The sequence below is a fragment of the Phytohalomonas tamaricis genome (assembly GCF_003012345.1).
Classification (GTDB): domain Bacteria; phylum Pseudomonadota; class Gammaproteobacteria; order Pseudomonadales; family Halomonadaceae; genus Phytohalomonas; species Phytohalomonas tamaricis.
Window position 1 is genome coordinate 386,513 of sequence record NZ_PVRV01000019.1, and the last position, 20,687, is coordinate 407,199.

Sequence of the window (20,687 nt, forward strand, 5' to 3'; positions counted from 1 at the left end):
ATTAAGTCTCTTAAAAGGACCAAGCAATGAAAAAAATAATCCATAAATAAAAACAAGAAAGGAAAATAAAAATGAAACATTTGAAAAATATGCCTCGTTTATTAGCGAGTCAATTAGTGACTAAAACTTACTAGGATGACCACTATCATCATTAACACACCATAAAATTGCCCCGATTATAAAAAATAACAAAATCCAATTAAAAGATTTCTCACACCCTTATCTTTGCATTCCAAGACTTCGAAAAGGCTTTCTGATTTTTTCATCGGTTTATTATCCAAATTTTTATTTACTAATTAAATTATCATTATTTTAAAGGAGGCAAAGCATTACTTACTTATAATATTATTTACCTAAAAACTCAATATGGTAGAACACTTGTCCCACAATTCCCACCGAGCCCAGATCCTGCGTCAGGATCGACAGTCTTGATCGCTCATTGCGGTAACTCTTCTTGTGAACGGAGACTTCACGTTCATAACGCACCAAGGCGTCGGTAATCTTTAACGCATCGGCTTCTTGCGTATCTACAAAGCGAGAGCGAGACATATCGGCTCAATCTGCTTTACCCAACGCTCAGTCTCAGCTTTTGTGTCAAAGGTTGCAGTGAGCGTATCGTATCCCTTGCGACGTACCAAAGCACGCCATGAGCTACCCCGTTTTTGGAAGCTGGTCACGTTCTTTTTTCCTCAACAGATGTACCAAAAATGTACCAAATGCACCGGAAAATAAAAAAGGCCTAGCGCTTCTTGACGCTAAACCTTTGATTTAATTGGTGCCGGTAAGTGGACTCGAACCACCGACCTACGCATTACGAATGCGTTGCTCTGCCAACTGAGCTACACCGGCAATACGCGTCGTATTTTAGCGGCTCCCTCCTGATCTGAATAGTCCCGCTCCCGTTGCGCTGTGCAGGCTCATCTTTAGCCTGACTGCTATCATTAGCGTTTCTTTTTTCGGTACATTCTTACGACGGCAATGGAGCTATTGCGCTGTGGCCTACCTCTCGATTACCGCTTTATTTATTCTCACCGCGTTGGCCGAGATTTTCGGCTGCTATCTGGTTTATATGTGGTGGCAGCATAACGGCAGTGTGTGGCTACTTGGGCCCGCTGCGCTATCGCTGGCAGCGTTCGCTTGGCTGTTAACGCTGCACCCCGCGGCGAGCGGGCGTATTTATGCCGCCTACGCCGGCGTTTATCTCGTCACCGCGCTGGCTTGGCTGGGGCTTGTTGACGGGCAGAATCTAAAGGTGAGCGATTGGCTCGGGGGCGGGCTGGCTCTGCTTGGCGCGCTGATCATTGCCTCCGGCTGGGAATGAGCAGCTACGCTCAATGAACCACGCCACATAGGAGCTTCATGATGCGCCTTTCCGTACTCGATCAATCCACTGTCTCGCAGGGACAGCCGCACGACGCTGCGATTCGCGACACCATCGCCATGGCTCAGCATTGCGAGCGGCTCGGTTATCACCGTTTCTGGATGTCAGAACACCATGCCTTGCCCACTATCGCCGGCTCATCCCCCGAGGTATTGATGGCGGCGGTGGCTAGCGTGACTTCACGGATTCGTGTCGGTTCCGCAGGTGTGCTGCTGCCCAACTATTCACCTTACAAAGTTGCCGAGCAGTTCCGGACGCTGGAAGCGATTGCACCAGGGCGCATCGACATGGGGCTGGGCCGCGCCCCGGGCGGTGATATGCGTACCGCGCAGGCACTACACCCCAACGTATCGCTTAACGCGCAGAACTTCCCTAATCACGTACGCGATCTGCTGGCCTGGCTGCGTGATGAGGCGCTGCGCCCTGGCCATCCACAGTACGGGCTACATGCCTTTCCGCAAACACCTAGCGCACCAGAGCCGTGGATGCTTGGCAGTTCCACCGGTGGCGCCCGCATGGCGGCCGAACTGGGTATTCCTTACTGCTTCGCTCACTTTATTACCGAAGGCCAAGGTGTACATGAAGCGCTTGAGCTTTATCGTCATTTCTACAAACCGAGCGCACAACACCCCGAACCCAAGGCCACAATATGTGTCTGGGCATTAGCCGCCGATAGCGAAGAAGAGGCTCACTATTTGTTTAAGACCCGCGAACGCGCCCTGCTCAACCGTAACCGTGGTCGCTTCGAGCCACTAATGTCTCCCGAAGATGTCGAGGCCCAGCCTTACAGTCCACAGGAACAGCTCGCCGTCGAGAGGTATCGCGAACAGGCCCTGCTGGGTGATGGCGCGCATGTGGCCAAGCAGTTGCGCAGTCTGGCGGGTGAGTTGGATATCGAGGAAATCGCTGTACTTACCTGGACCTACGATATCGAAGCGCGCAAGCGTTCCTATGCCCTGCTAGCAGCAGAATTTGGTCTGAGCGAGCAGACATGAATCGACGATTGTTCGCGTTACACTAGCGGCCGCTCCGTAATCATGAGACGACTTGAGTGAAAGACGAAAAATCCAATAGTTATCAGCCCTACGATCGCCGGCGCATGCTGCGTCTGCCTACTTGGCAGCGTGAAGGGAAGGCACCTGATTACCGCTTCTCGCTTGCCAACGAGCGCACCTTTCTGGCTTGGATTCGTACCGCCCTGGCGTTTCTGGCCGGCGCGGTGGGCATCGATCAGTTCGCACCCGATCTTGCCCCACCGCCTGTTCGCGACGGCGTTGCGGTGCTGCTCGCCCTGGGAGGCGCCGCACTGGCACTGGCAGCCTACCGGCGCTGGGCCAACAATGAGCAGGCGATGCGCGGAGAGCGCGAACTGCCGCATACCTCCATGTTAATCATGATCTCGATTGGGGTAGCGCTAATCGCTTTAGCCCTGTCGCTGCTGGTTATCTTCTGAACGTGTCAAAGCCCAGCCTTAACGCCAACACTTCGAAGCCATCACGTGATCCCGGCCTGCAGCCCGAGCGTACCGGGCTTGCCTGGTCGCGTACCGCGTTTGTGGTATTAATCAATGCCGTGCTGATTGCACGCTCTGGCCTAACGCATCACGAACTCATCGTCACCGCGGCGGGGTTCTTAATGCTGGCCGCAGCAGCAGCCATGTATGTGTATGGCAGTGTTCGCACCCATCATCTCGCCCGGCTTGATATACCGGTCACGCCGAGCTCGGTCACTGCCATGCGGTTACTCACCGCGCTTGTGATATTAGGCTCTGGCGCAGCACTTTATATGGCGATTGGCGCGCTGGCAGTCCGCTTTCTATAAACGTGTCGCGCCACACTCCGCTCATCTCATGCCCGTCTCATCGTCACGACTCATCATCCGTTAATGCCGCCTGATCGAGCTTGGTATGCACACTGATGACCATGCAGTTGGCAATGTGGGTGACCTTGTGTGAAACGCTTCCCACGATCAGACCACTGATATCACTGAGGCCACGGCTGCCCATGACAATGGCATCAACGCCGAGCCGATCCGCTTCCTTGACGATAACGCGAGCAGGCGAGCCCATGCGAATCAATGTCTGTACCTCACCTGGGTAGGCGGCAATGGTCTCTCCCGCCTTATCAAGTAACGCGCGCCCTTCCTTTTCCGCCGCTTCTGGCGAGGCAGCGTGAATCGCCGCCTCAACGCTCATCGCGCCGTGCTCATGCAGCGGTGGCAACAGTTCTCGAACGGTCAATAGATAAAGCATCCCCTCGGCAGCAACCATCTGACTAGCCACTTCCAAGGCTTTTAATGCGTAATCTGACCCATCGATGGGAACAAGCAGCGACTTGAACATGGACACCTCGCTAGACAACGGCCGGCAGCGGATAACTAGAAATGAGGAATAAAGCCACATCGTTAACTTATCAGCTTTTAGCGCCTGGAGAAGCTACTCAGGCGGGTCAGATCGTCGCATTTTGACCATTAATGAAATGCCCCGCCTTTTACGGGCAGACCGCCTGACCATCAACCATACTCCAGCAATGACAACACGCAGGATGTTCTCGTTTTATGTCAGGAGCCTTGACGCCTATGCCACAGATCCCTGAAGAAAAATCATTGGAAAGCACCCCGCACATGCTACGCGAGGGATATCTGTTTATTTCCAACCATTGCCATCAGCATCAGGCCGATCTCTTCCAGGCGCGGCTGCTGTTCGAGAAAACACTGCTGATGCGCGGTGAGGAAGCGGCTCGACTGTTCTACAACGCTGATTATTGCAAGCGAGAAGGCGCCGCCCCGGTTCGGTTACAGAAAACCCTGTTCGGGGTTGGCGGCGTGCAGGCGCTCGACGGCGAGCTTCACCACGTGCGCAAGCAGATGTTCATGTCACTGATGACGCCAGAGGGCATCGACCGTTTGGTCACGCTGACCCGGCAGGTCTGGAACGATTACCTCGACAGATGGACCGCCATGGATCGGGTCGTACTGTTTGAGGAAAGCAAGGAAATTCTCTGCCGCGCCGTCTGTGCCTGGGCGGGCGTACCCCTTGCAGAAGAAGACGTCCGCCAACGCACTGAAGATCTCAATGCCATGATCGAGGGTGCAAGCGCCATAGGCCCACAGCACTGGCATGCTCGGCTGGGCCGCAAGCGTGCCGAGCAGTGGATCGGCGCACTTATCGAACAGGTACGTGACGGGGAGCTGTCGGTAGCTGAAGGGAGTGCATTGCATACTGTCGCCACGCACCACGACGCCAACGGCGAAAAGCTTGATACCCATGTCGCCGCCGTCGAGGTTCTGAACCTGCTGCGCCCCACGGTCGCGGTGTCTCGCTATATCACCTTCGTGGCCCATGCGCTGCATGAACATGGCCACTGCCTGGCACCGCTGCAGGGTGAACACCGGGATGAATATGCCGAGTGGTTCGTTCAGGAAGTGCGCCGCGTCTATCCGTTTTTCCCCTTTGCCGCGGCACGGCTGCGCGATGATGTCGATTGGCGGGGCTATCGGCTACCCAAAGACACCCGCGTGCTGCTCGACCTGTATGGCACCAACCATGACGCCCGGTTATGGGACGATCCGGAAGCGTTCCGGCCGGAACGCTTCCACGGCTGGGAAGGTAACCCCTACAGCCTGATCCCTCAGGGTGGCGGCGATCATTACGCCAACCATCGCTGTCCCGGCGAATGGATCACCATTGCACTGATGAAGATGACGCTGAATCTGTTGACCAACAGCATGGAGTACGACGTTCCTCCTCAGGATCTGAGCATCAGCCTGACGAAGATACCGGCTCTACCGGAGAGCGGCTTCGTGATCAGCAATGTGCGCCACGTACCGCTGACGCCAATGGGTTAATGGCAAGGTGAGCATTAAAAAAGCGCCGGCTTAAATGCAGGCGCTTTTATATATGACGTGCCGATAACGGTCATCTGCTCTTCTTGTTGATCTCCTTCTCTGACTTGACCGTGAACAGCACAAGCACCACGACAGTAGTGGTCACGACCGAAAAGGAAATGACCAGCAACTGGGGCGGCAGCGGCCAGGTCACGAAGTGGAAGTTCTCTTGCATGATCGCCCCGACCAGATAGCCGAACAGCAACACCATTGCGCCTGCCGTGGCAGCAAGCGTGAGCTTATTGATGATCATGGCGCGTCCTTAATCAGTAGCCCTTTTGCTCTACTGTAGGCCAATCAAGACGCAAGAGCCTGCTCAAAGGGCGCACCTATAACTAGCCTTACAGGACTAACCTTACGGCTCAACCATACGCGGCCGCCCAATCAGGTAACCCGCGCCACCCTGGGCCACCAGTAATATCAGCAGGAAGGCGAGCGAGGCGTGCCAGTTGCCCGTCATGCCCTGCAGCGCCCCGAAAATCAAAGGCCCGCTGGCGGCGACTAGGTAGCCGATGCTCTGCGACATACCAGATAACATCGCTGCGTGATGCGGCTCACGGGTGCGTAGCACGATCATCGTCAAGGCCAAGCTGAAGCAACCGCCCTGGCCGATGCCAAGCATCACCGACCACAGCAGCGGTGAGAACGTTGGTGCCAGCCATAACCCGATCACCGCTATCGCCACTATCCCCGTCAGCCCGACTGCCAGCGCGCTATGGCGCTTGAGCTTGGCAGCAATGCGTGCGATTGCATAGCTGGCCGGAATGGTGGTCAGGTTAACCAGCGACAGCATGCCGCCGGCAGTGGCGTCCGGCACGCCGGCATCGTTTGCCACCTTGGCAATCCAGGTTTGCAGCGTGTAGTACTCAAGCGACTGCATGCCCATGAACACGGTCAACGTCCAGGCAACCGGATTTTTAAACAGCGCAGTGATCCGTGACTTATTCACCGCCCCGCCGGTCGGTGAATGACGGCGGGCAATCACAGCCCAGCCAATCGCTGTCACCAGCGCTACGCCTGCCCATAGCCAGATCGGCACCGACCAGTTACCCGCAAGGTGCATCAGCGGCACCGCTGTGCCGGCGGCAAGCGTTGAGCCAATTCCCAGCGTTACGGTGTAGATCCCCATCGTCGCGCCGATTCTGTCGGGCCGGTCGCGCTTGACCAGGCTCGGCATGAACACGTTGCCGCAGGCGATGCCTGCGCCTACCAGCAACGTCCCCACTATCATGACAGGCAGCATCTCAACGCCACGTAGCACGCCGCCAAGCGCGATCAATGCCAGCACCAAGGCCAAAGCACGATCAAGGCCAAGACGGGCGGCAAGCCCCGGTGCTAGCGGTGACAGTACACCGAAGCAGACAATCATTGCCGCCGTGAACAGACTCGCCGTACTCGCTCCGATAGCCAGCGTATCCATGATCGGTTCAAGGATCGGGCCGATGACGACAATCGGGGCACGCAGATTGACAGCGGCGAAGGCGAAAGCCAGCAGCCAGAATGCTGCGGGTAACGAGGACTCACCTGCGCTCGCCGGGCGATGATGTGAAGGAGAAGTGGGCATCGGTAGGGTTAACTTGTTATCAGATGAATGAAACGGTGTAAAAACGTCTGGCCATGCGCCAGTCGGCTAGTTTACCACTCCACTGCCTTGATGAGGCGCGGCAAACGTCTAATAGCCCCCTGCTCGTCGCGTTCTACGACTTATGTCATGGCAATTTAATCTGCACAGCCCATAAGGCGTTGCTACGCTCTATGGATACCGTTCGTTCAAGGTCATAGACCGCCCTTACCATCCGCACACCAGTAAACAGGAGGCAGCGCCATGGATAATACGGCCCGCCATATCCGCGAAAATACGCTCGACACTCAGCATACCAAGGAGTGGCTACGCCGCTTTCAGCGCGTCAGGGCCATGTCCGAAGCGATCTGCGCACCGCTGCAAACGGAGGACTATGTCGTCCAGAGCATGCCGGATGTCAGCCCGCCCAAGTGGCATCTCGCCCACGTCAGCTGGTTCTTCGAGGCCTTCCTGCTGACGCCCTACCTCAAGAGCTACAAGACGATCGACCCCGCCTACGACTTCCTGTTCAACTCCTACTACGAAACCCACGGCGTACCGTTTCCACGCAATCAGCGCGGCAATATTTCACGTCCGACTGTCGCTGACGTCTATCGCTTCCGCGCCCATATCGATGAGGCAATGACACAACTGCTCACCGAGCCGTCTGCTGAGCATATTGACGAGATCATGGAACTCGTCGAGATCGGGCTCCATCATGAGCAGCAGCACCAGGAGCTGCTGGTCATGGATATCAAGCATATCCTCGCCCAGAATCCGCTTCACCCCGTCTACCGCAGCGATGCCGCGCCCGCCTCCAGCGCAGAAGCGCCCGCCCTCACTTGGCAACGCTATCCCGGTGGCGTACGCCATATCGGTGCCGACTTCGGTAATGGCTTCGTATTTGACAGCGAAACGCCGCGCCACCGCCAGTACGTCACCGACTTTGAGCTCGCCGATCGTCCGGTCACCAATGGCGAATTTATCGATTTCATTGAGGATGGCGGCTATTCACGCACCGAACTGTGGCTCTCCGATGGCTGGCACCTGCTGCATAAGACCGGCTGGCAGGCCCCGCTGTACTGGGAAAAGCATAACGGTCAGTGGCACCACATGACCCTCGGCGGCCTCAAGCCGGTCGACCTCCACGCGCCGGTCTGCCACGTCAGCTTCTATGAAGCCGATGCTTTCGCCAACTGGGCGGGTGCACGCCTGCCTACTGAAGCAGAATGGGAAATCGCCGCTGCCGACAGCCTCGTCGACGGTAACGTTCCGGCCGGTAATTTCCTCGATGACCAGCATCTCCAGCCGCTAACCGCCACGGTGACAGGCGACCGTCCATGGCAGATGTTCGGCGATGTATGGGAGTGGACTGGCAGTGCCTACCGGCCCTACCCCGGCTTCAAGAAACTCGACGGCAGCCTGGGGGAATACAACGGCAAGTTCATGTCGGGGCAGATGGTACTGCGCGGTGGCTGTTGCGCCACGCCACAGGATCATATCCGTGCCACCTATCGCAATTTCTTCCCGCCGCATGCGCGCTGGGCCTTTTCCGGGTTCCGACTGGCCAAGGATGTCTAAGTCAGCATCCGCAAGGATTTCTCAGCACAGGAGATAGCCCATGGCGCTTGCCGTTCGCTTTCATGATCAGCAACACACCATTGATGCGTCACACTCGTTTTTCGACGACACTCTGGCGGGGCTCAGCGCGAGCCCCAAATGGGCATCGCCGAAATATTTTTATGATCTGCGCGGCTCCCAGCTGTTCGACCAGATCTGTGTGCAACCCGAGTATTACCCGACCCGTACCGAAGAGGCGATTCTTGAGCGCGCCGCTGACGATATCGCCGCCATCGCCGGACGCGACGCCACGCTGATCGAGCTGGGCAGCGGGGCCAGCCGCAAGGTACGGCTGCTGCTTGAATCGATGCATCCAAGCCATTATCTCGGCATCGACATCTCCAAGGAGTTTCTGCTCGACAGCACACGCCGTCTGGCGGCCGATTATCCGTGGCTTGATGTGCATGCCGCCTGCGCCGATTTCTCCCATGCCATGACCCTGCCGGAGGCACTTGACGATGCTCGCCCGGTGGCTTTCTTCCCCGGTTCAAGCATCGGCAACTTTGATCCCGCTGCCGCCGAGGCCTTCCTGCTCGGTCTTCACGCGCTGCTCCCTCCCGGCAGTGGGCTCTTGGTCGGTGTCGATCTGGTCAAGGACAAAGACGTGCTGGAAGCGGCCTATAACGATTCGGCTGGCGTCACGGCGGCGTTCAATCTCAATCTGCTGGAGCGTATCAGGCATGAATTGGGCGCTGATCTCGACCCCGCACGTTTTAGCCATCGCGCCTTCTTCAACGAAGAACAGTCACGCATCGAGATGCACCTGGTCAGTGATATGCCGCAAGTCGCCAATCTCGGAGGTAAACGCATCGCCTTCCAGGCTGGCGAAACCATTCACACCGAGAACTCCTACAAGTACAGCGTCGAAGGCTTCCAGCAGCTCGCTGCCCGTGCCGGCTTCAGCGTCCGTGCGCTGTGGACAGACGCCAACGATTATTTCAGCGTGCACTATCTGGAACGAACGTAATTGGAAAGGACCTAGTTGAAAAGAACGTAGCTGAAAGTACCTAGTGTCAGGCACCGACTCACCCCTCTGACACGTTCATAATGCAAACGCCCCGGCACATGGCCGGGGCGTTTTTTTACACACCATAATGGCGATCAAGGCGCCTGACGTCGCTCCTCGACAGTCTTGGCGTCCAGTTGGCCTTCGACTTCACCGAAATGCTCCAGCACGAAGTTGCTGAGTTCCGCCAGCTCCTCGTTCGAGTAAGCCTCACCGAAACTTGGCATGACATAGTTGCCGTTAGCGGTATGCAGCGCATCGCCGTCGAGCAGGATCTGAATCAGGTTGAGGGCTTCGGGGTCATGCACCGTGCGCAGCCCCTTCAGCGCTGCATAGGGCGTCTGCCGACCATTGCCGTCCCAGCTGTGGCAGCTGACGCAGGTATCGGCGAAGAGCTTGCGCCCCAGCGGATGATCCGTCTGCTGCGGCACGGAGGCCTCCAGTTGCTTGAGCGGCGGGCGCTTGATCCCCTCTGACTGAGGCTCTACCGATTTCAAGTAGACCACCATCGCATTGATGTCCTCAGGCGTCAGAAAGCGCAGGCTGTGGTTGACTACCTCGGCCATCGGCCCACCGGCGACGCCATAGCCTTCGGCATGACCGGCGGAGAGATAAGAGGCCAACGCCTCGTCCGGCCAGGCACCAATGCCATGCTCATCGTCGGAGGTAATGTTCCACGCCTTCCAGCCCTGAATTTCCGCACCGGCCAGCGCCTTGGAACTGTCGCGCGCCTGGAACAGGTTACGCGGCGTATGGCACTCACCACAATGGCCGAGCCCTTCGACCAGATAGGCACCACGATTCCACTCTGCAGACTGTTCGGGGTCTGGCTTGAAACGCTCGTTGTCGTTGAACATCCAGTTCCAGAACATCATGCCCCAGCGCTGGTTGAACGGGAAACCGATATCGTTGTCGCGATTGGGTTGATGCACCGGCTCGAGGCTGAACAGATAGGCCTTGATCGCCAGGATATCCTCGCGCGGCATCAGCGTGTAGGAGGTGTACGGGAAGGCCGGATAGTAATGCTTGCCATCCTTGCCGACGCCCTTTTGCATGGCGTTGACGAAGTCGTCGTCGCTCCAGTCACCGATCCCGGTTTCCTTGTCAGGCGTAATATTGGGCGAATAGAGCGTGCCGAACGGCAGCTCGAAAGCGAGTCCACCGGCGAAGGGTTTGCCACCTTCGGTGATATGGCAGGCAACACAGTCGCCGGCCCGGGCCAGGTATTCACCGCGCTCGATCTGGCTCTGTTCAGCGTCCTGAGCCTGCGCCGGCAGCACAGCCGCCGCCCATAGCGAGAGCATACCGCCTACCAACCCGAACAGACGTGACCGAGAGAGCAGTGAAGAATATCGTTGAGTGTTCATGGTCTGCTTTCCCTTAAATCACGTGAAAACCGGCGCGTGCCAGCGGCAGGCGACGGAAACGCTTGCCGGTCGCGGCATGCATCGCGTTCATCAATGCCGGCGCGATCATCGCCGTGCCGGCCTCACCAATACCGCCGGGCGCCTCGGTGCTGGGCACCACAAACACTTCCACCGGCGGTGCATCGCTGATGCGAAGCTGACGGTAGTCGTTATAGTTGCTCTGTTCGACGCGGCCGTTCTTGACGGTAATCTCGTTGTAGAGCGCTGCCGACAGGCCGAACAAGGTGCCGCCCTCCAGCTGCGAGTGGACCGAGGTGGGGTTGGTGACAATCCCGCAATCGGCAACGCAGATCAGACGCTTGATGCGTACGCCGTTGTTAGCGTCGATCTGCAACTCAACGACGGTGGCAAGATAGCTGCCGAACACCTCCTGTACCGCCACACCGCGGCCCCGACCGTCCGGCAGCGGCTGGCGCCAGTTGGCCTTTTCCGCCGCTAGCCTGAGTACTGCCTGAGCACGCGGATGCTGATCGCCCAGCAGTTTCAAGCGGTAGTCGACCGGGTCCTGCTTGGCGGCATACGCCAACTCATCGACGAAGCTCTCGACCACATAAGCGCCATGTAGCGGGCCCACGCCGCGCCACCAGGAGTTGAGGATCGCCTTCGGTGCTTCAGGTACGTAGCGCACCCGCAGATTGCTCAGTGGATAGAGCGGATTGGCCGAGTTTTCCACCGCATCGCTATCAAGGCCATTGGGTGGCACCGCGTCAGGCGCAAAGCGGGCCAATACCGAAGCGCCGACAATCGTCTGCGACCAGCCGATTGGCATGCCATCGGCATCGAGCGCAGCGGCGAATCGGTCGATGTAATGAGGCCGGTAGAGGTCGTGCGTAGTGTCTTCCTCACGAGTCCAGACCAGCTTGATGGGATAATCAACCTGCTTGGCGATAGCAGTCGCCTGAGTGATGAAGTCGGTTTCCAGCCGACGGCCGAACGCACCGCCAATCCATTGATTATGGATGATGACCTTTTCCGCCGGCATCCCCGAGGCCTTGGCCGCCGCCTGCCTGGCGAAAACCGGCGCCTGTGTGCCGACCCACAGCTCACAGGCATCGGCGCGTACCTGCGCCACGCACGTCATCGGTTCCAGCGGCGAGTGGGCGAGGAACGGCATCTCGTATTCCGCCTCGATCTTGCTCTCGGCGCCATCGAGCGCCTTGTCGATATCGCCGACATCGTTGGCGATGGCACCGTCACGTTCGAACGCGTCGCGCAGCGCCTGCTCGATCTGGGCTTGATCAATGCCGCCATGCGCGCCGAAATCCCACTCCACAGATTCTTCCAGTGCCTCAAGCCCCTTGATTGCCGCCCACATATGATCGCCGATTACCGCCACGGCATTGTCGAGCTTGATTACCTCAACCACGCCAGGCACGGCACGGGCACGGCTTTCATCCACCGCCACCAACGTGCCGCCTACCACCGGGCAGGCGCGGGCGGAGGCGATTTTCATACCGGGCACGTGCAGATCGATGGTGAACTTTGCCGAGCCGTCGACCTTGGAAGGCGTGTCCAGACGCTGCGCCGGCTTGCCGATAATCTTGAAGTCTTCGGGCTTCTTGAGCGGCACGTTTTCCGGAACGGTTAATTCAGCGGCGGCCGCAACCACCTCGCCATAGCCGAGGCGGCGATCACCGGGGCCAATCACCTGACCGTTCTCGGCGCGGCAGTCGGCGGCAGATACTTGCCATTGGTTGGCGGCGGCCTGGATCAGCATGATCCTTGCGGCCGCTGCAGCTTCACGCAGCGGCTCCCAGTTACTGCGCGTCGAGGCCGAGCCGCCGGTAGCCTGGAAGTTGAGAATGGAATCGCTGTACAGCTCTGGGTTCGGCGGTGCTTCTGCAACCGAGACCTGCGACAGCGGAACCTCAAGCTCCTCGGCGATCATCATCGCGAAGCCGGTCTGCACACCCTGGCCCATTTCGATCTTGGGTGAAATCAGCGTGATATGGCCGTTATGGCCGACGCGCAGGAAAGCGCCCAGCGCTGTGGGCGGCTGCAGCTCGTGATCCTCAGGCTCTTCCTCGAGTCGCTGGATGGCGAAGCTCTTGGGCACCATCGGTGGCAGCCAAGTTGCAATCAACAAGCCGCCCAGCGCCACGCCGCTGGCCTTGAGCATTCGGCGCCGCTCAGGCGATACCGGAGCTGATGAATTCTTGTTCATGGGGATTCCTTTCAGGCCTTGGCTACGCTCTTGATCGCGCCGCGAATACGGGTATAGGTACAGCAGCGACACATGTTGCCAGCCATGCCCAGATCGATGTCGGCATCATCAACGTCGGGAACCTTCTCCAGCAGCGCCACGGCGGCCATGATCTGCCCCGATTGGCAGTAACCGCACTGCACCACCTCATGCTCAAGCCAAGCCTGCTGGACGCGCTTGCCCAGCGCCGTCTTTCCAATCGCCTCGATGGTGGTGATCTTGTTGCCCGCCGCCTCGCTTACCGGCAGCACGCAGGAGCGCACGGCATTGCCGTTCATGTGTACGGTGCAGACGCCGCACTGGGCGATGCCGCAGCCGTATTTGGTGCCGGTCATGCCGAGCACGTCGCGCAGCACCCATAAAAGGGGCATATCGTCAGGCACGTCGACCTCAAGGTCGACGTCATTAATAGTGAGCGTAAGCATGAAGCCTCATCCTTCGTCAGGGGCATACACAGCGGCCGATAGATCGCCGCCGCGAGCCGGTGTTCTCTGACACCGTTCAATAACTGGCAAATAGTAAGTTTAACGCCTTCGGCGTCTCAATGCCGCAGCACTCCATCGTCAGGAAGTGTCACGTGTAGCGGCAATGGCTTGCATAAGCAGTGCAGTATAAAGGAAAGCGCGGTTTAATTAGCATGATAAATGTTTAATCGAACCAAGTTATCGTCGCAGGACAGCAGCGCAGCCTTCTGTCAGGCAGCGTGCCTTTCCCTCCCTTGACCAGTGGGGTCAGAACACCCAGTTGGGCAGCGCCAGCGTCAGCGCCGGCACGTAGGTGACCAGCAGCAGCACTGCCAGCAGCAGCAGCCAGAACGGCATCACCGCGCGAATGAAATCGGGCACCTTGACGCCGGTGATGCTGCAGGTAGTGAACATTACCGTGCCCAGCGGTGGCGTGATGGTGCCGATTGTCGCGTTGAGGATGAAGACAATGCCGAAGTGGACCGGATCGACGCCGAACTGTGCAGCGACCGGTGCGAGCAGCGGCGACAGCACGATCAGGATCGCGTTTCCCTCGAGGAACATGCCCAACACCAGTAGGATCAGATTGGCCACGAGCAGGAACGCTGCCGCGCTGGCGACCTGGGACGACAGCAACGTAGTGACCGCCTGCGGTACCTGCTCCCAGGTCAGAAAACGTGCGAAGCCCGAGGCGACGCAGATGATGAAAAGCACGTTAACGGCGGCGAGCAACGACTCGCTGGTCGCTTTCGCCACCGTTGAAGGTGTCATCTCCCGGTAGACGAACAGACCGACGATCAGCGCATAGGCGACTGCCATCGCGCCGGCCTCGGTCGGCGTGAATACACCAATGCGAATCCCGCCGATCACCATTACCGGCAGCAGCAGCGCAATGATCCCGGCGCGGGTCACGCTGATCCATTCATGGCGGCTGACCCGCTCGCGCCGCGGCGGCTGATAGCCGCGTCGGCGGCAGATGATCGACACCATCGCCATCAGCAGTGCCGCCATCAAAAGCCCCGGCACCACGCCGGCAAGAAACAGCCGGCCGATCGAGACGTTATTGACGTAGCCGTAGACGATCAACGCGATACCGGGCGGAATGGTCGAGGTCACCAGCGACGAGGCCGCTGTTACGGCCGAAGAGAACGGAGGTGGATAGCCCCGCTCACTCATCTGCGGCACCAGGAGCTTGGCGTTCATCGCCGCATCGGCAATGTTGGAGCCCGACAGCCCGCCCATGAAGGTGCTCAGCAGCACGTTGGCCTGGGCCAGCCCGCCGTGAAAGCGGCGCGTACACAGCTCAGCGAGATTGAGCAAGCGCACGGTGATGCCGGAGTGGTTCATGAATACGCCGGCCATGATGAAAAACGGAATCGCCAGCAGCGACACCGAATCAAGCCCGCCGGTGAGCCGCTGGATCAGCATCACCATCGGCTGGTTGGCGCCGATCAGAAAATAGAGCGCGGTCGAGAGAAACAGCGCGAAAGCGATTGGGGTACCGACAAAAAACAGCAAAAACAGGGCGCACAGTGCCACGCTGACGGCCATCGCAAGCTCCTTAGCGGGTCGAGAGCCTTCGCAGGCTGTGAATGATCATCATGGCAGCGCTCACCGGAATGGCGAGATGCACCCAGTAAAAGGGAATGTTGAGCATCGGCGTGCTGCGAAAGGCGGAAAACGGCAGCAGCTTGATGCCCCAGAACAACATGATCGCGGCGCAGATCAGCACCACACTGGTGTTGAACAGCCGTTCATTCCACCTGGCCCAGCGCGGCGGCAGCTTGTCACTGAGGAGCGAGATCAACACATGCTCGTTGCGCCGCACCAGCGCACTCGCGCCGAGGAAGGTCGCCCACATCATCAAAAGCTGCAGGACTTCCTCTGCCCAAGCCAGCGGCATCGAGAAGAAGTAGCGCATCACCACGTTGGCCAGCGCGACGACAAACAGCGCAAACAGCGCCACGCTGCCCAACACCTCGTCAATGCGCATGACACGATCGAACCACATCAGGGCGGTCTTCTTCATGCAAGCACTCCGCTGCGGAGCGGCGCTCGGCCGCTCCGAGTCCACTCAGCCGTTGATGATACCGAGCACCTTGTCGAACAGACCGTCCGACCACTGCGGGAACGAGGCTGGAATCTGCTCACGCGCCTGTTCGCGGAAGGGCGCGATATCGACCTCGTGAACGGTGACACCGGCCGCCTTGAGACGCTCGATATCCTCGTCGTTGCGCTCGCGGATCAGCTGCGAGGCGTAATCGGCGAAGCGCGCCCCGGTCTCGGTGAGGATGTGGCGCTCGTCGTCGCTAAGCTGCTGCCAGAACGCCTCGCCGGTGACGAAGGGTGCAATATTCTGCATGTGGTGAGTGAGGTTGAGATTCTTCACAACCTCATAGAACTTGCCGCCGTAGAGCACCGCCGGCGGGTTCTCGACGCCGTCGACCATGCCCTGGGCCAGCGCGGGATAGACATCGCCGAGCGCCATCGGCGTCGGCACCGCGCCCATCGCCTTGATGGCTGCCACGTACATCGGCGAGTTCTGGACGCGAATCTTGACCCCGGCCAGATCCTGCGGCGTGGAGACCTGCTTTCGCGCCAGCAGCTGGCGCTCGCCGTAGGCGACGTTGGGCACCACGATGCGGTAGCCGGCGGCGTTGAGCTTATCGTTCTGCTGCTTGAACCAGTCGGAATCGAGCAGCTTGAACTTTTCCGCGAAGCTGTCGGCGATATAGGGCGCGTCGATCACGCTCAGGTCGGGCACCGAGTCCATGAATTCGCTGTAGGCAGCGATGGTGATGATCGCCGAGCCGAAGCGCGCCTGTTCGATCATCTCTGTCTCGGAGCCGAGCTGGCTGGCGGGAAACGCCTGCAGTTTGAGATCGCCCTTGCTCTCTTCATCAACCCACTTGGCCCACTGTTTGACCGCCAGGTCAATCGGCTCACCCGGCTGGTTGCCGTAAGCGACCCTGATCGTGGTCTCGGCTGCAGCGGGGCCAGCCAGCAGCGTGGCGAGGGAGAACGAGACGAGTGTGATACCGAGCCAGCCCATTGTCTTTTTGATCGTCATGATGTTGTCCTCGGGTGAGTGGCATGCTTCGCAGAGCTGTTGTTATAGGGTTTTATTAAATAATGAACTCGATGTCGTCTAACCGCCGTAACCGGCCACGCAGGCGGTCAATGTCGGCACTTCGATGCCTTGCTCGGTGGACAGCGCAAGTACCGGTGCCAGGCGGCGCTTGACCTTCTCCTCATGATTGCCGGCGATGTCACTCAAGCGGTGGTCGAGGAAGGGATTCTCGAAGCGCTCGAAGGTCGTCGCCTTGTAGGCGTCGAGATTAAGCTCCGGATAGGCGGCGGCGAGCACTGGGATGACCTCATCGTCGAGCAGCGCCTCAAGCGGCGTGCGCAACTTTGGCTCTGCCATCGCCTCGCGCACGTAAGTGATGCTGTCTTCGAGCCCTTGGCGACGCCATAGATGGATCAGATAAGTGTGCGACAGATTGAGGATGTGCAGCTTCTGCTTCTCGAATGGCGTTAGATCCTCAGCCACCGTCACGTCGGGATGACGGCATGGCATCTCAAGCCCCGGCTGAGACTTAACCGCCCACAGTGCGTAGGGTTCGGCGACTGCGCCGACCGGCTCGAGCGGCTCCGAGACGATACGGTCGACCAGGCTGTCGACCCATAGGCAACGGCTCATCAGCCAGTCATTGAAGTCGGCCTCGTCGTAATGACGCATCGCCAGCTCAAGGACCAGCCGCTTGAGTACCTGACCGTTATCGACCACCAGCTCGCACGGCATCAGCGTCACGCCGTCACGTCCGGCCGTGAATCGCGCATGCAAAAGCTTCAATAGTTTGCACGGAAAGCTGGCCGGCACCTCATGATGTGGTGAATCATCATCCGGCACCTCGAAGCCGCGATCGGCGGTATTGGAAACCACGTGCGTCGTTGTGCCGATGAACAGTTGTTCGAGTTCCGGCCACTGCTCGGCGGCGATCAGGCAGCCGGCCAGGCTGGTGACGGTTTTCTCCTCGTCAATGTCTTGGCCGTCACGGCGACCACGGATGCGTAGCGGATAGTGCGGATGGGCGGCGAGATGGCGCGCCTTGTCGCGCCCTTCGGGGCGATTCGAGGTCTGCACCACCATGATCTTTTTGTCGCTGGCGCCGCTTGCCAACGACTCGCTGACGAAGGCATCGACGTGGGCGAGCAGGAAACGGCTGGTGCCGAACTGCAAAATCTGCGCGTTCGCTGTCGTTGCACTCATAGCGATACTCCCCGCTTCCATGGAATGAAGTCCTGCTGGTTGAGGCGCATCGCGCAGCTCGCATAGCGCCCCGAGGCGGCGTCGATACACAGGCCGAGCAACTCGTCGGCGAGTTCGTCGATGGTGCGGGTGCCCTCGATGATCGGCCCGGCATCGAAGTCAATGACATCGAACATTCGGTTGGCCAGCTCGCTGTTGCTGGCGATCTTGAGCACCGGTACCACCGGGTTGCCGGTCGGCGTGCCGAGCCCGGTGGTAAACATGATCAGGTTGGCACCGGAGCCGGCCAGTGCGGTGGTCGATTCGACATCGTTACCCGGCGTGCACAAAAGGCTCAGGCCCGGCTTGGTGAGCGGCTCGGTGTAATCGAGCACGTCGACTACTGGACTGTCGCCGCCCTTCTTGGCTGCGCCGGCGGATTTCATTGCGTCGGTGATCAGCCCGTCGCGGATGTTCCCGGGCGAGGGGTTCATCGCGAAGCTCGCCCCGACGTTGGCAGCATGCTGGGTATAAGCATCCATCAACTGCTGGAAGCGCTGCGCCACCTCGCGGCTGGTACAACGCCGCTTCAATTCATGCTCGACACCGCACAGCTCGGGGAATTCCGCCAGCATGCCCGCACCGCCAAGAGTCACCAGACGGTCCATCACCGCACCCACCAGCGGGTTGGCCGACAGCCCCGAGAAGCCGTCGGAACCGCCGCATTCGACACCGAGTACCAGTTTGGAGAGCGGTGCCGGCTGGCGCGAGACCTGGTTGGCCGCCTTGAGGCCATCAAAGATTGCCGTCAGCGCTTCGCGCATCAGGCTCTCCTCATCGCCAAGCGCCTGCTGCTCGAAGTAGTTGACGGTACGCGTACCATTAGGGTCGCGCGCAGCGATAGCGTCTTGCAGTAACTTGGCCTGGGCGTTCTGACAACCAAGGCTGAGCACGGTGGCACCGGCAACGTTGGGGTGGCAGATGTAGCCGGCAAGCAGCTGACACAGCGCCTGAGCGTCTTCGCGGGTACCACCGCATCCCATCGCGTGGGTCAGAAAACGCACGCCATCGACGTTGGGAAACGGCCGCTCGATGGCCGGTGCCTGCTCTTCCTGTGCGCCCTCCTTCTCTCCGCGCAGCAGCGCGCGCGCCAGCTGCTTGTAGCGACGGTGCGGATCATCGCCGAGGGCGTCGCTGACACACTCGCGCAGCACCTCGATGTTGCGGTTTTCACAGAACACCAGCGGCACCACCAGCCAGTAGTTGGCGGTCCCGACCGAACCATCGCCGCGGTGGTAACCGTCGAAGCTGCGCCCTTTGAAGGCACTGACGTCGGGCTTGTGCCAATCGTCAGGCGCGACATCTTGATCAATGTAGCTGCCCGTGGCGTGGGCGACGTTTTCAGTGGTGATTACCGCGCCGGCGGGAATGGCATGCGCGGCACGACCGACGGTGACGCCGTACATGATCACCGTATCGCCCTCGGCGAGCGGCGTCAGGGTGAACTTGTGCTTGCGCCGGACCGGCTCGACCAGCGTCACGCTCCCCGTTTCATCGTCGATCCGGGTCCCGGCGGTCAAATCGGTCAACGCGACGCGCACATTGTCGAGGCGGTGAATGCGCAGGCTGCTGCGTGTCGCACTCGTCGCGATCATCTCTGTCATGACTGCTCCTGTGTCGTGGCGGCCTCGGCGGCGTGCCGCGCAAAGCCGTTGACCTCGATCATGCCCTTGATCACGCCGCTGCGCGGATCGCACCACTGCGCCATGATCTCGGGCATCGCCTCGAGCGGGCTGCGGTGGGTAATCATCTCGCGTTCGTGAAGCTGGCCCGCCTCCATCAGCCGCGCCACGGTGACGAAGTCCTCATGGGTGGCGTTGCGGCTGGCAAGCAGCGTGATCTCTTTTTTATGAAAATCGGGGTCGTGGAAGGTGATATCGGCCTTGACCAGGCTGACCAGCACGTAGCGGCCGCCGTGGCCAACGAAGTCAAAGCCGCGATTCATCGCCTGGGCATTACCGGTGGCGTCGAATACCACGTCGGCAAGTGCACCGGTAGAGAGTGCCGTCAGCTCGGCGGCGATGTCCTGAGTCGCGGCGTTGATGACTGTCTCGACGCCCAACACCTCGTGGCAGAACGCCAGACGCTGGGGGTTGGTATCGACGACGACGACGCGTGCACCGCGGCTCTGGGCGATCTGGACCACACCCATGCCGATCGGCCCGGCGCCGATCACCAGCGCCAGTTCACCAGCGTCGAGCTGGCTGCGGCGCACCGCGTGAGCGCCGATCGCCAGGCACTCGACCAGCGCCAGCCGTTCCGGTGCCAATATATCGGAGGTGACGAGATGGGCCACCGGTACGACCAGATAGTCAGCCATGCCGCCGTCACGATGAACGCCGATCACTTCCATGTTCTGACAGCAGTTGGTCTTGCCGCGCTGGCACGCCGCGCATTTACCGCAGTGCAGATAGGGAATGACATAGGCGTTGTGGCCGATCAGGGCGCGATCGGCGTCGCTGCCGACCGCCTCGATCCGCCCGGACAGCTCATGGCCGAGCACGCGTGGGTAACTGAAGTAGGGCTGATTACCACCGAAGGCGTGAATATCGGTGCCGCAGATGCCAACGTAGCTGATCGCCACCAGCGCCTCGCCGGGCCCGCAGCGCGGCTGCTCGACTTCCTTGACCTCCATTTGCCCTGGGGTGGTACAGACAAGCACTCGCATAGCATCTTCCTCGGCGTTGTACATGGCCTGCCCCGATCCTTTTCATTCGCCAGGGGCGCCAGTATCGTTTGGTTTAAAATATCAATGGTCAGGCCTTTGACCGTACAATGACGAATGCCTCGTTAAAGCTCAATATGCTTGGTGCGCTTTCTGGCTACGA

At 59.4% G+C, this 20,687-nt stretch carries 20 protein-coding genes and 1 tRNA gene; 7 read left to right on the forward strand and 14 right to left on the reverse strand.

The window, feature by feature from the left end; translation table 11 throughout:
* Nucleotides 1–345: 345 nt before the first annotated feature.
* Nucleotides 346–549 carry a hypothetical protein gene (locus tag C3Z11_RS03750; RefSeq protein WP_106476413.1) on the reverse strand — a complete coding sequence of 68 codons (204 nt, stop codon included), beginning with the start codon at nucleotides 547–549 and terminating at the stop codon, nucleotides 346–348.
* A gap of 224 nt (nucleotides 550–773) precedes the next feature.
* A tRNA-Thr gene (locus C3Z11_RS03755) sits at nucleotides 774–849 on the reverse strand.
* Nucleotides 850–994: 145 nt separating this feature from the next.
* Between C3Z11_RS03755 and C3Z11_RS03760 the strand changes: the two genes are divergently transcribed.
* The 4 genes from C3Z11_RS03760 to C3Z11_RS03775 are packed head-to-tail and all read left to right on the forward strand — an operon-like array spanning nucleotide 995 to nucleotide 3,202.
* Nucleotides 995–1,321, forward strand: coding sequence for a YnfA family protein (locus tag C3Z11_RS03760; protein WP_106476415.1), 327 nt, complete (start codon nucleotides 995–997; stop codon nucleotides 1,319–1,321).
* A gap of 38 nt (nucleotides 1,322–1,359) precedes the next feature.
* Nucleotides 1,360–2,376: an LLM class flavin-dependent oxidoreductase gene (locus tag C3Z11_RS03765; protein ID WP_262927218.1), complete on the forward strand. Its 1,017-nt coding sequence runs from the start codon at nucleotides 1,360–1,362 to the stop codon at nucleotides 2,374–2,376.
* A 56-nt stretch (nucleotides 2,377–2,432) separates the two neighbouring features.
* Entirely contained in the window at nucleotides 2,433–2,834 is a 402-nt protein-coding gene (locus C3Z11_RS03770; protein ID WP_317450651.1) for a YidH family protein, read from the forward strand.
* 2 nt (nucleotides 2,835–2,836) lie between these two features.
* Nucleotides 2,837–3,202: a DUF202 domain-containing protein gene (locus tag C3Z11_RS03775; protein ID WP_106476419.1), complete on the forward strand. Its 366-nt coding sequence runs from the start codon at nucleotides 2,837–2,839 to the stop codon at nucleotides 3,200–3,202.
* A gap of 43 nt (nucleotides 3,203–3,245) precedes the next feature.
* Here the strand turns inward: C3Z11_RS03775 and C3Z11_RS03780 are convergent, their stop codons facing one another.
* Nucleotides 3,246–3,722 (reverse strand): universal stress protein, encoded by a 477-nt coding sequence (locus C3Z11_RS03780; protein ID WP_106476421.1) that lies wholly within the window; start codon nucleotides 3,720–3,722, stop codon nucleotides 3,246–3,248.
* A 236-nt stretch (nucleotides 3,723–3,958) separates the two neighbouring features.
* On the opposite strand from C3Z11_RS03780, the gene C3Z11_RS03785 reads away from it, so the two are divergent.
* A complete protein-coding gene (locus C3Z11_RS03785; protein WP_106476423.1) occupies nucleotides 3,959–5,227 on the forward strand; it encodes a cytochrome P450 in 1,269 nt (422 codons plus the stop codon).
* Between the two features lie 70 nt (nucleotides 5,228–5,297).
* Here the strand turns inward: C3Z11_RS03785 and C3Z11_RS03790 are convergent, their stop codons facing one another.
* Complete coding sequence (locus C3Z11_RS03790; protein ID WP_106476426.1) at nucleotides 5,298–5,519, reverse strand: hypothetical protein; 222 nt, start codon at nucleotides 5,517–5,519, stop codon at nucleotides 5,298–5,300.
* Between the two features lie 102 nt (nucleotides 5,520–5,621).
* On the reverse strand, nucleotides 5,622–6,830 hold the full coding sequence (locus tag C3Z11_RS03795; protein ID WP_106476428.1) for a CynX/NimT family MFS transporter: 1,209 nt from the start codon (nucleotides 6,828–6,830) through the stop codon (nucleotides 5,622–5,624).
* 261 nt (nucleotides 6,831–7,091) lie between these two features.
* Here C3Z11_RS03795 and egtB point away from each other — a divergent pair, with 261 nt between their 5' ends.
* Both egtB and egtD read left to right on the forward strand, forming a co-directional pair.
* Nucleotides 7,092–8,408, forward strand: a complete 1,317-nt coding sequence (gene egtB, locus C3Z11_RS03800) for an ergothioneine biosynthesis protein EgtB (RefSeq protein WP_106476430.1) — start codon at nucleotides 7,092–7,094, stop codon at nucleotides 8,406–8,408.
* A gap of 40 nt (nucleotides 8,409–8,448) precedes the next feature.
* A complete protein-coding gene (gene egtD, locus C3Z11_RS03805) occupies nucleotides 8,449–9,414 on the forward strand; it encodes an L-histidine N(alpha)-methyltransferase (protein ID WP_106476432.1) in 966 nt (321 codons plus the stop codon).
* A gap of 134 nt (nucleotides 9,415–9,548) precedes the next feature.
* Here egtD and C3Z11_RS03810 read toward each other — a convergent pair whose 3' ends face one another.
* The 9 genes from C3Z11_RS03810 to C3Z11_RS03850 form a co-directional block, all read right to left on the reverse strand.
* Nucleotides 9,549–10,820, reverse strand: coding sequence for a c-type cytochrome (locus tag C3Z11_RS03810; protein WP_106476434.1), 1,272 nt, complete (start codon nucleotides 10,818–10,820; stop codon nucleotides 9,549–9,551).
* A gap of 13 nt (nucleotides 10,821–10,833) precedes the next feature.
* Nucleotides 10,834–13,044: a xanthine dehydrogenase family protein molybdopterin-binding subunit gene (locus C3Z11_RS03815; protein ID WP_106476436.1), complete on the reverse strand. Its 2,211-nt coding sequence runs from the start codon at nucleotides 13,042–13,044 to the stop codon at nucleotides 10,834–10,836.
* An 11-nt stretch (nucleotides 13,045–13,055) separates the two neighbouring features.
* Entirely contained in the window at nucleotides 13,056–13,508 is a 453-nt protein-coding gene (locus tag C3Z11_RS03820; RefSeq protein ID WP_106476438.1) for a (2Fe-2S)-binding protein, read from the reverse strand.
* 306 nt (nucleotides 13,509–13,814) lie between these two features.
* Entirely contained in the window at nucleotides 13,815–15,098 is a 1,284-nt protein-coding gene (locus C3Z11_RS03825; protein ID WP_106476440.1) for a TRAP transporter large permease, read from the reverse strand.
* Nucleotides 15,099–15,108: 10 nt separating this feature from the next.
* Nucleotides 15,109–15,576, reverse strand: a complete 468-nt coding sequence (locus tag C3Z11_RS03830) for a TRAP transporter small permease (protein ID WP_106476442.1) — start codon at nucleotides 15,574–15,576, stop codon at nucleotides 15,109–15,111.
* 45 nt (nucleotides 15,577–15,621) lie between these two features.
* Nucleotides 15,622–16,617: a C4-dicarboxylate TRAP transporter substrate-binding protein gene (locus C3Z11_RS03835; protein ID WP_262927219.1), complete on the reverse strand. Its 996-nt coding sequence runs from the start codon at nucleotides 16,615–16,617 to the stop codon at nucleotides 15,622–15,624.
* A 78-nt stretch (nucleotides 16,618–16,695) separates the two neighbouring features.
* Nucleotides 16,696–17,820, reverse strand: coding sequence for a mannitol dehydrogenase family protein (locus C3Z11_RS03840; RefSeq protein ID WP_106476444.1), 1,125 nt, complete (start codon nucleotides 17,818–17,820; stop codon nucleotides 16,696–16,698).
* Entirely contained in the window at nucleotides 17,817–19,556 is a 1,740-nt protein-coding gene (locus C3Z11_RS03845) for a UxaA family hydrolase (protein WP_262927220.1), read from the reverse strand. The genes C3Z11_RS03840 and C3Z11_RS03845 overlap by 4 nt, the downstream gene beginning before the upstream one ends.
* Nucleotides 19,460–20,527: a zinc-binding alcohol dehydrogenase family protein gene (locus C3Z11_RS03850; protein ID WP_106476946.1), complete on the reverse strand. Its 1,068-nt coding sequence runs from the start codon at nucleotides 20,525–20,527 to the stop codon at nucleotides 19,460–19,462. Before C3Z11_RS03850 ends, C3Z11_RS03845 begins: the two co-directional genes overlap by 97 nt.
* Between the last annotated feature and the right edge of the window lie 160 nt (nucleotides 20,528–20,687).

Excerpts from the sequence above, each read along its gene's own strand:
- C3Z11_RS03750 (WP_106476413.1), bottom strand. The coding sequence starts at position 549 with ATGTCTCGCTCTCGCTTTGTAGATACGCAAGAAGCCGATGCGTTAAAG.
- C3Z11_RS03765 (WP_262927218.1), top strand. The coding sequence starts at position 1,360 with ATGATGCGCCTTTCCGTACTCGATCAATCCACTGTCTCGCAGGGACAG.
- C3Z11_RS03780 (WP_106476421.1), bottom strand. The coding sequence starts at position 3,722 with ATGTTCAAGTCGCTGCTTGTTCCCATCGATGGGTCAGATTACGCATTA.
- C3Z11_RS03785 (WP_106476423.1), top strand. The coding sequence starts at position 3,959 with ATGCCACAGATCCCTGAAGAAAAATCATTGGAAAGCACCCCGCACATG.
- C3Z11_RS03790 (WP_106476426.1), bottom strand. The coding sequence starts at position 5,519 with ATGATCATCAATAAGCTCACGCTTGCTGCCACGGCAGGCGCAATGGTG.
- C3Z11_RS03795 (WP_106476428.1), bottom strand. The coding sequence starts at position 6,830 with ATGCCCACTTCTCCTTCACATCATCGCCCGGCGAGCGCAGGTGAGTCC.
- egtB (WP_106476430.1), top strand. The coding sequence starts at position 7,092 with ATGGATAATACGGCCCGCCATATCCGCGAAAATACGCTCGACACTCAG.
- egtD (WP_106476432.1), top strand. The coding sequence starts at position 8,449 with ATGGCGCTTGCCGTTCGCTTTCATGATCAGCAACACACCATTGATGCG.
- C3Z11_RS03810 (WP_106476434.1), bottom strand. The coding sequence starts at position 10,820 with ATGAACACTCAACGATATTCTTCACTGCTCTCTCGGTCACGTCTGTTC.
- C3Z11_RS03815 (WP_106476436.1), bottom strand. The coding sequence starts at position 13,044 with ATGAACAAGAATTCATCAGCTCCGGTATCGCCTGAGCGGCGCCGAATG.
- C3Z11_RS03820 (WP_106476438.1), bottom strand. The coding sequence starts at position 13,508 with ATGCTTACGCTCACTATTAATGACGTCGACCTTGAGGTCGACGTGCCT.
- C3Z11_RS03825 (WP_106476440.1), bottom strand. The coding sequence starts at position 15,098 with ATGGCCGTCAGCGTGGCACTGTGCGCCCTGTTTTTGCTGTTTTTTGTC.
- C3Z11_RS03830 (WP_106476442.1), bottom strand. The coding sequence starts at position 15,576 with ATGAAGAAGACCGCCCTGATGTGGTTCGATCGTGTCATGCGCATTGAC.
- C3Z11_RS03835 (WP_262927219.1), bottom strand. The coding sequence starts at position 16,617 with ATGACGATCAAAAAGACAATGGGCTGGCTCGGTATCACACTCGTCTCG.
- C3Z11_RS03840 (WP_106476444.1), bottom strand. The coding sequence starts at position 17,820 with ATGAGTGCAACGACAGCGAACGCGCAGATTTTGCAGTTCGGCACCAGC.
- C3Z11_RS03850 (WP_106476946.1), bottom strand. The coding sequence starts at position 20,527 with ATGCGAGTGCTTGTCTGTACCACCCCAGGGCAAATGGAGGTCAAGGAA.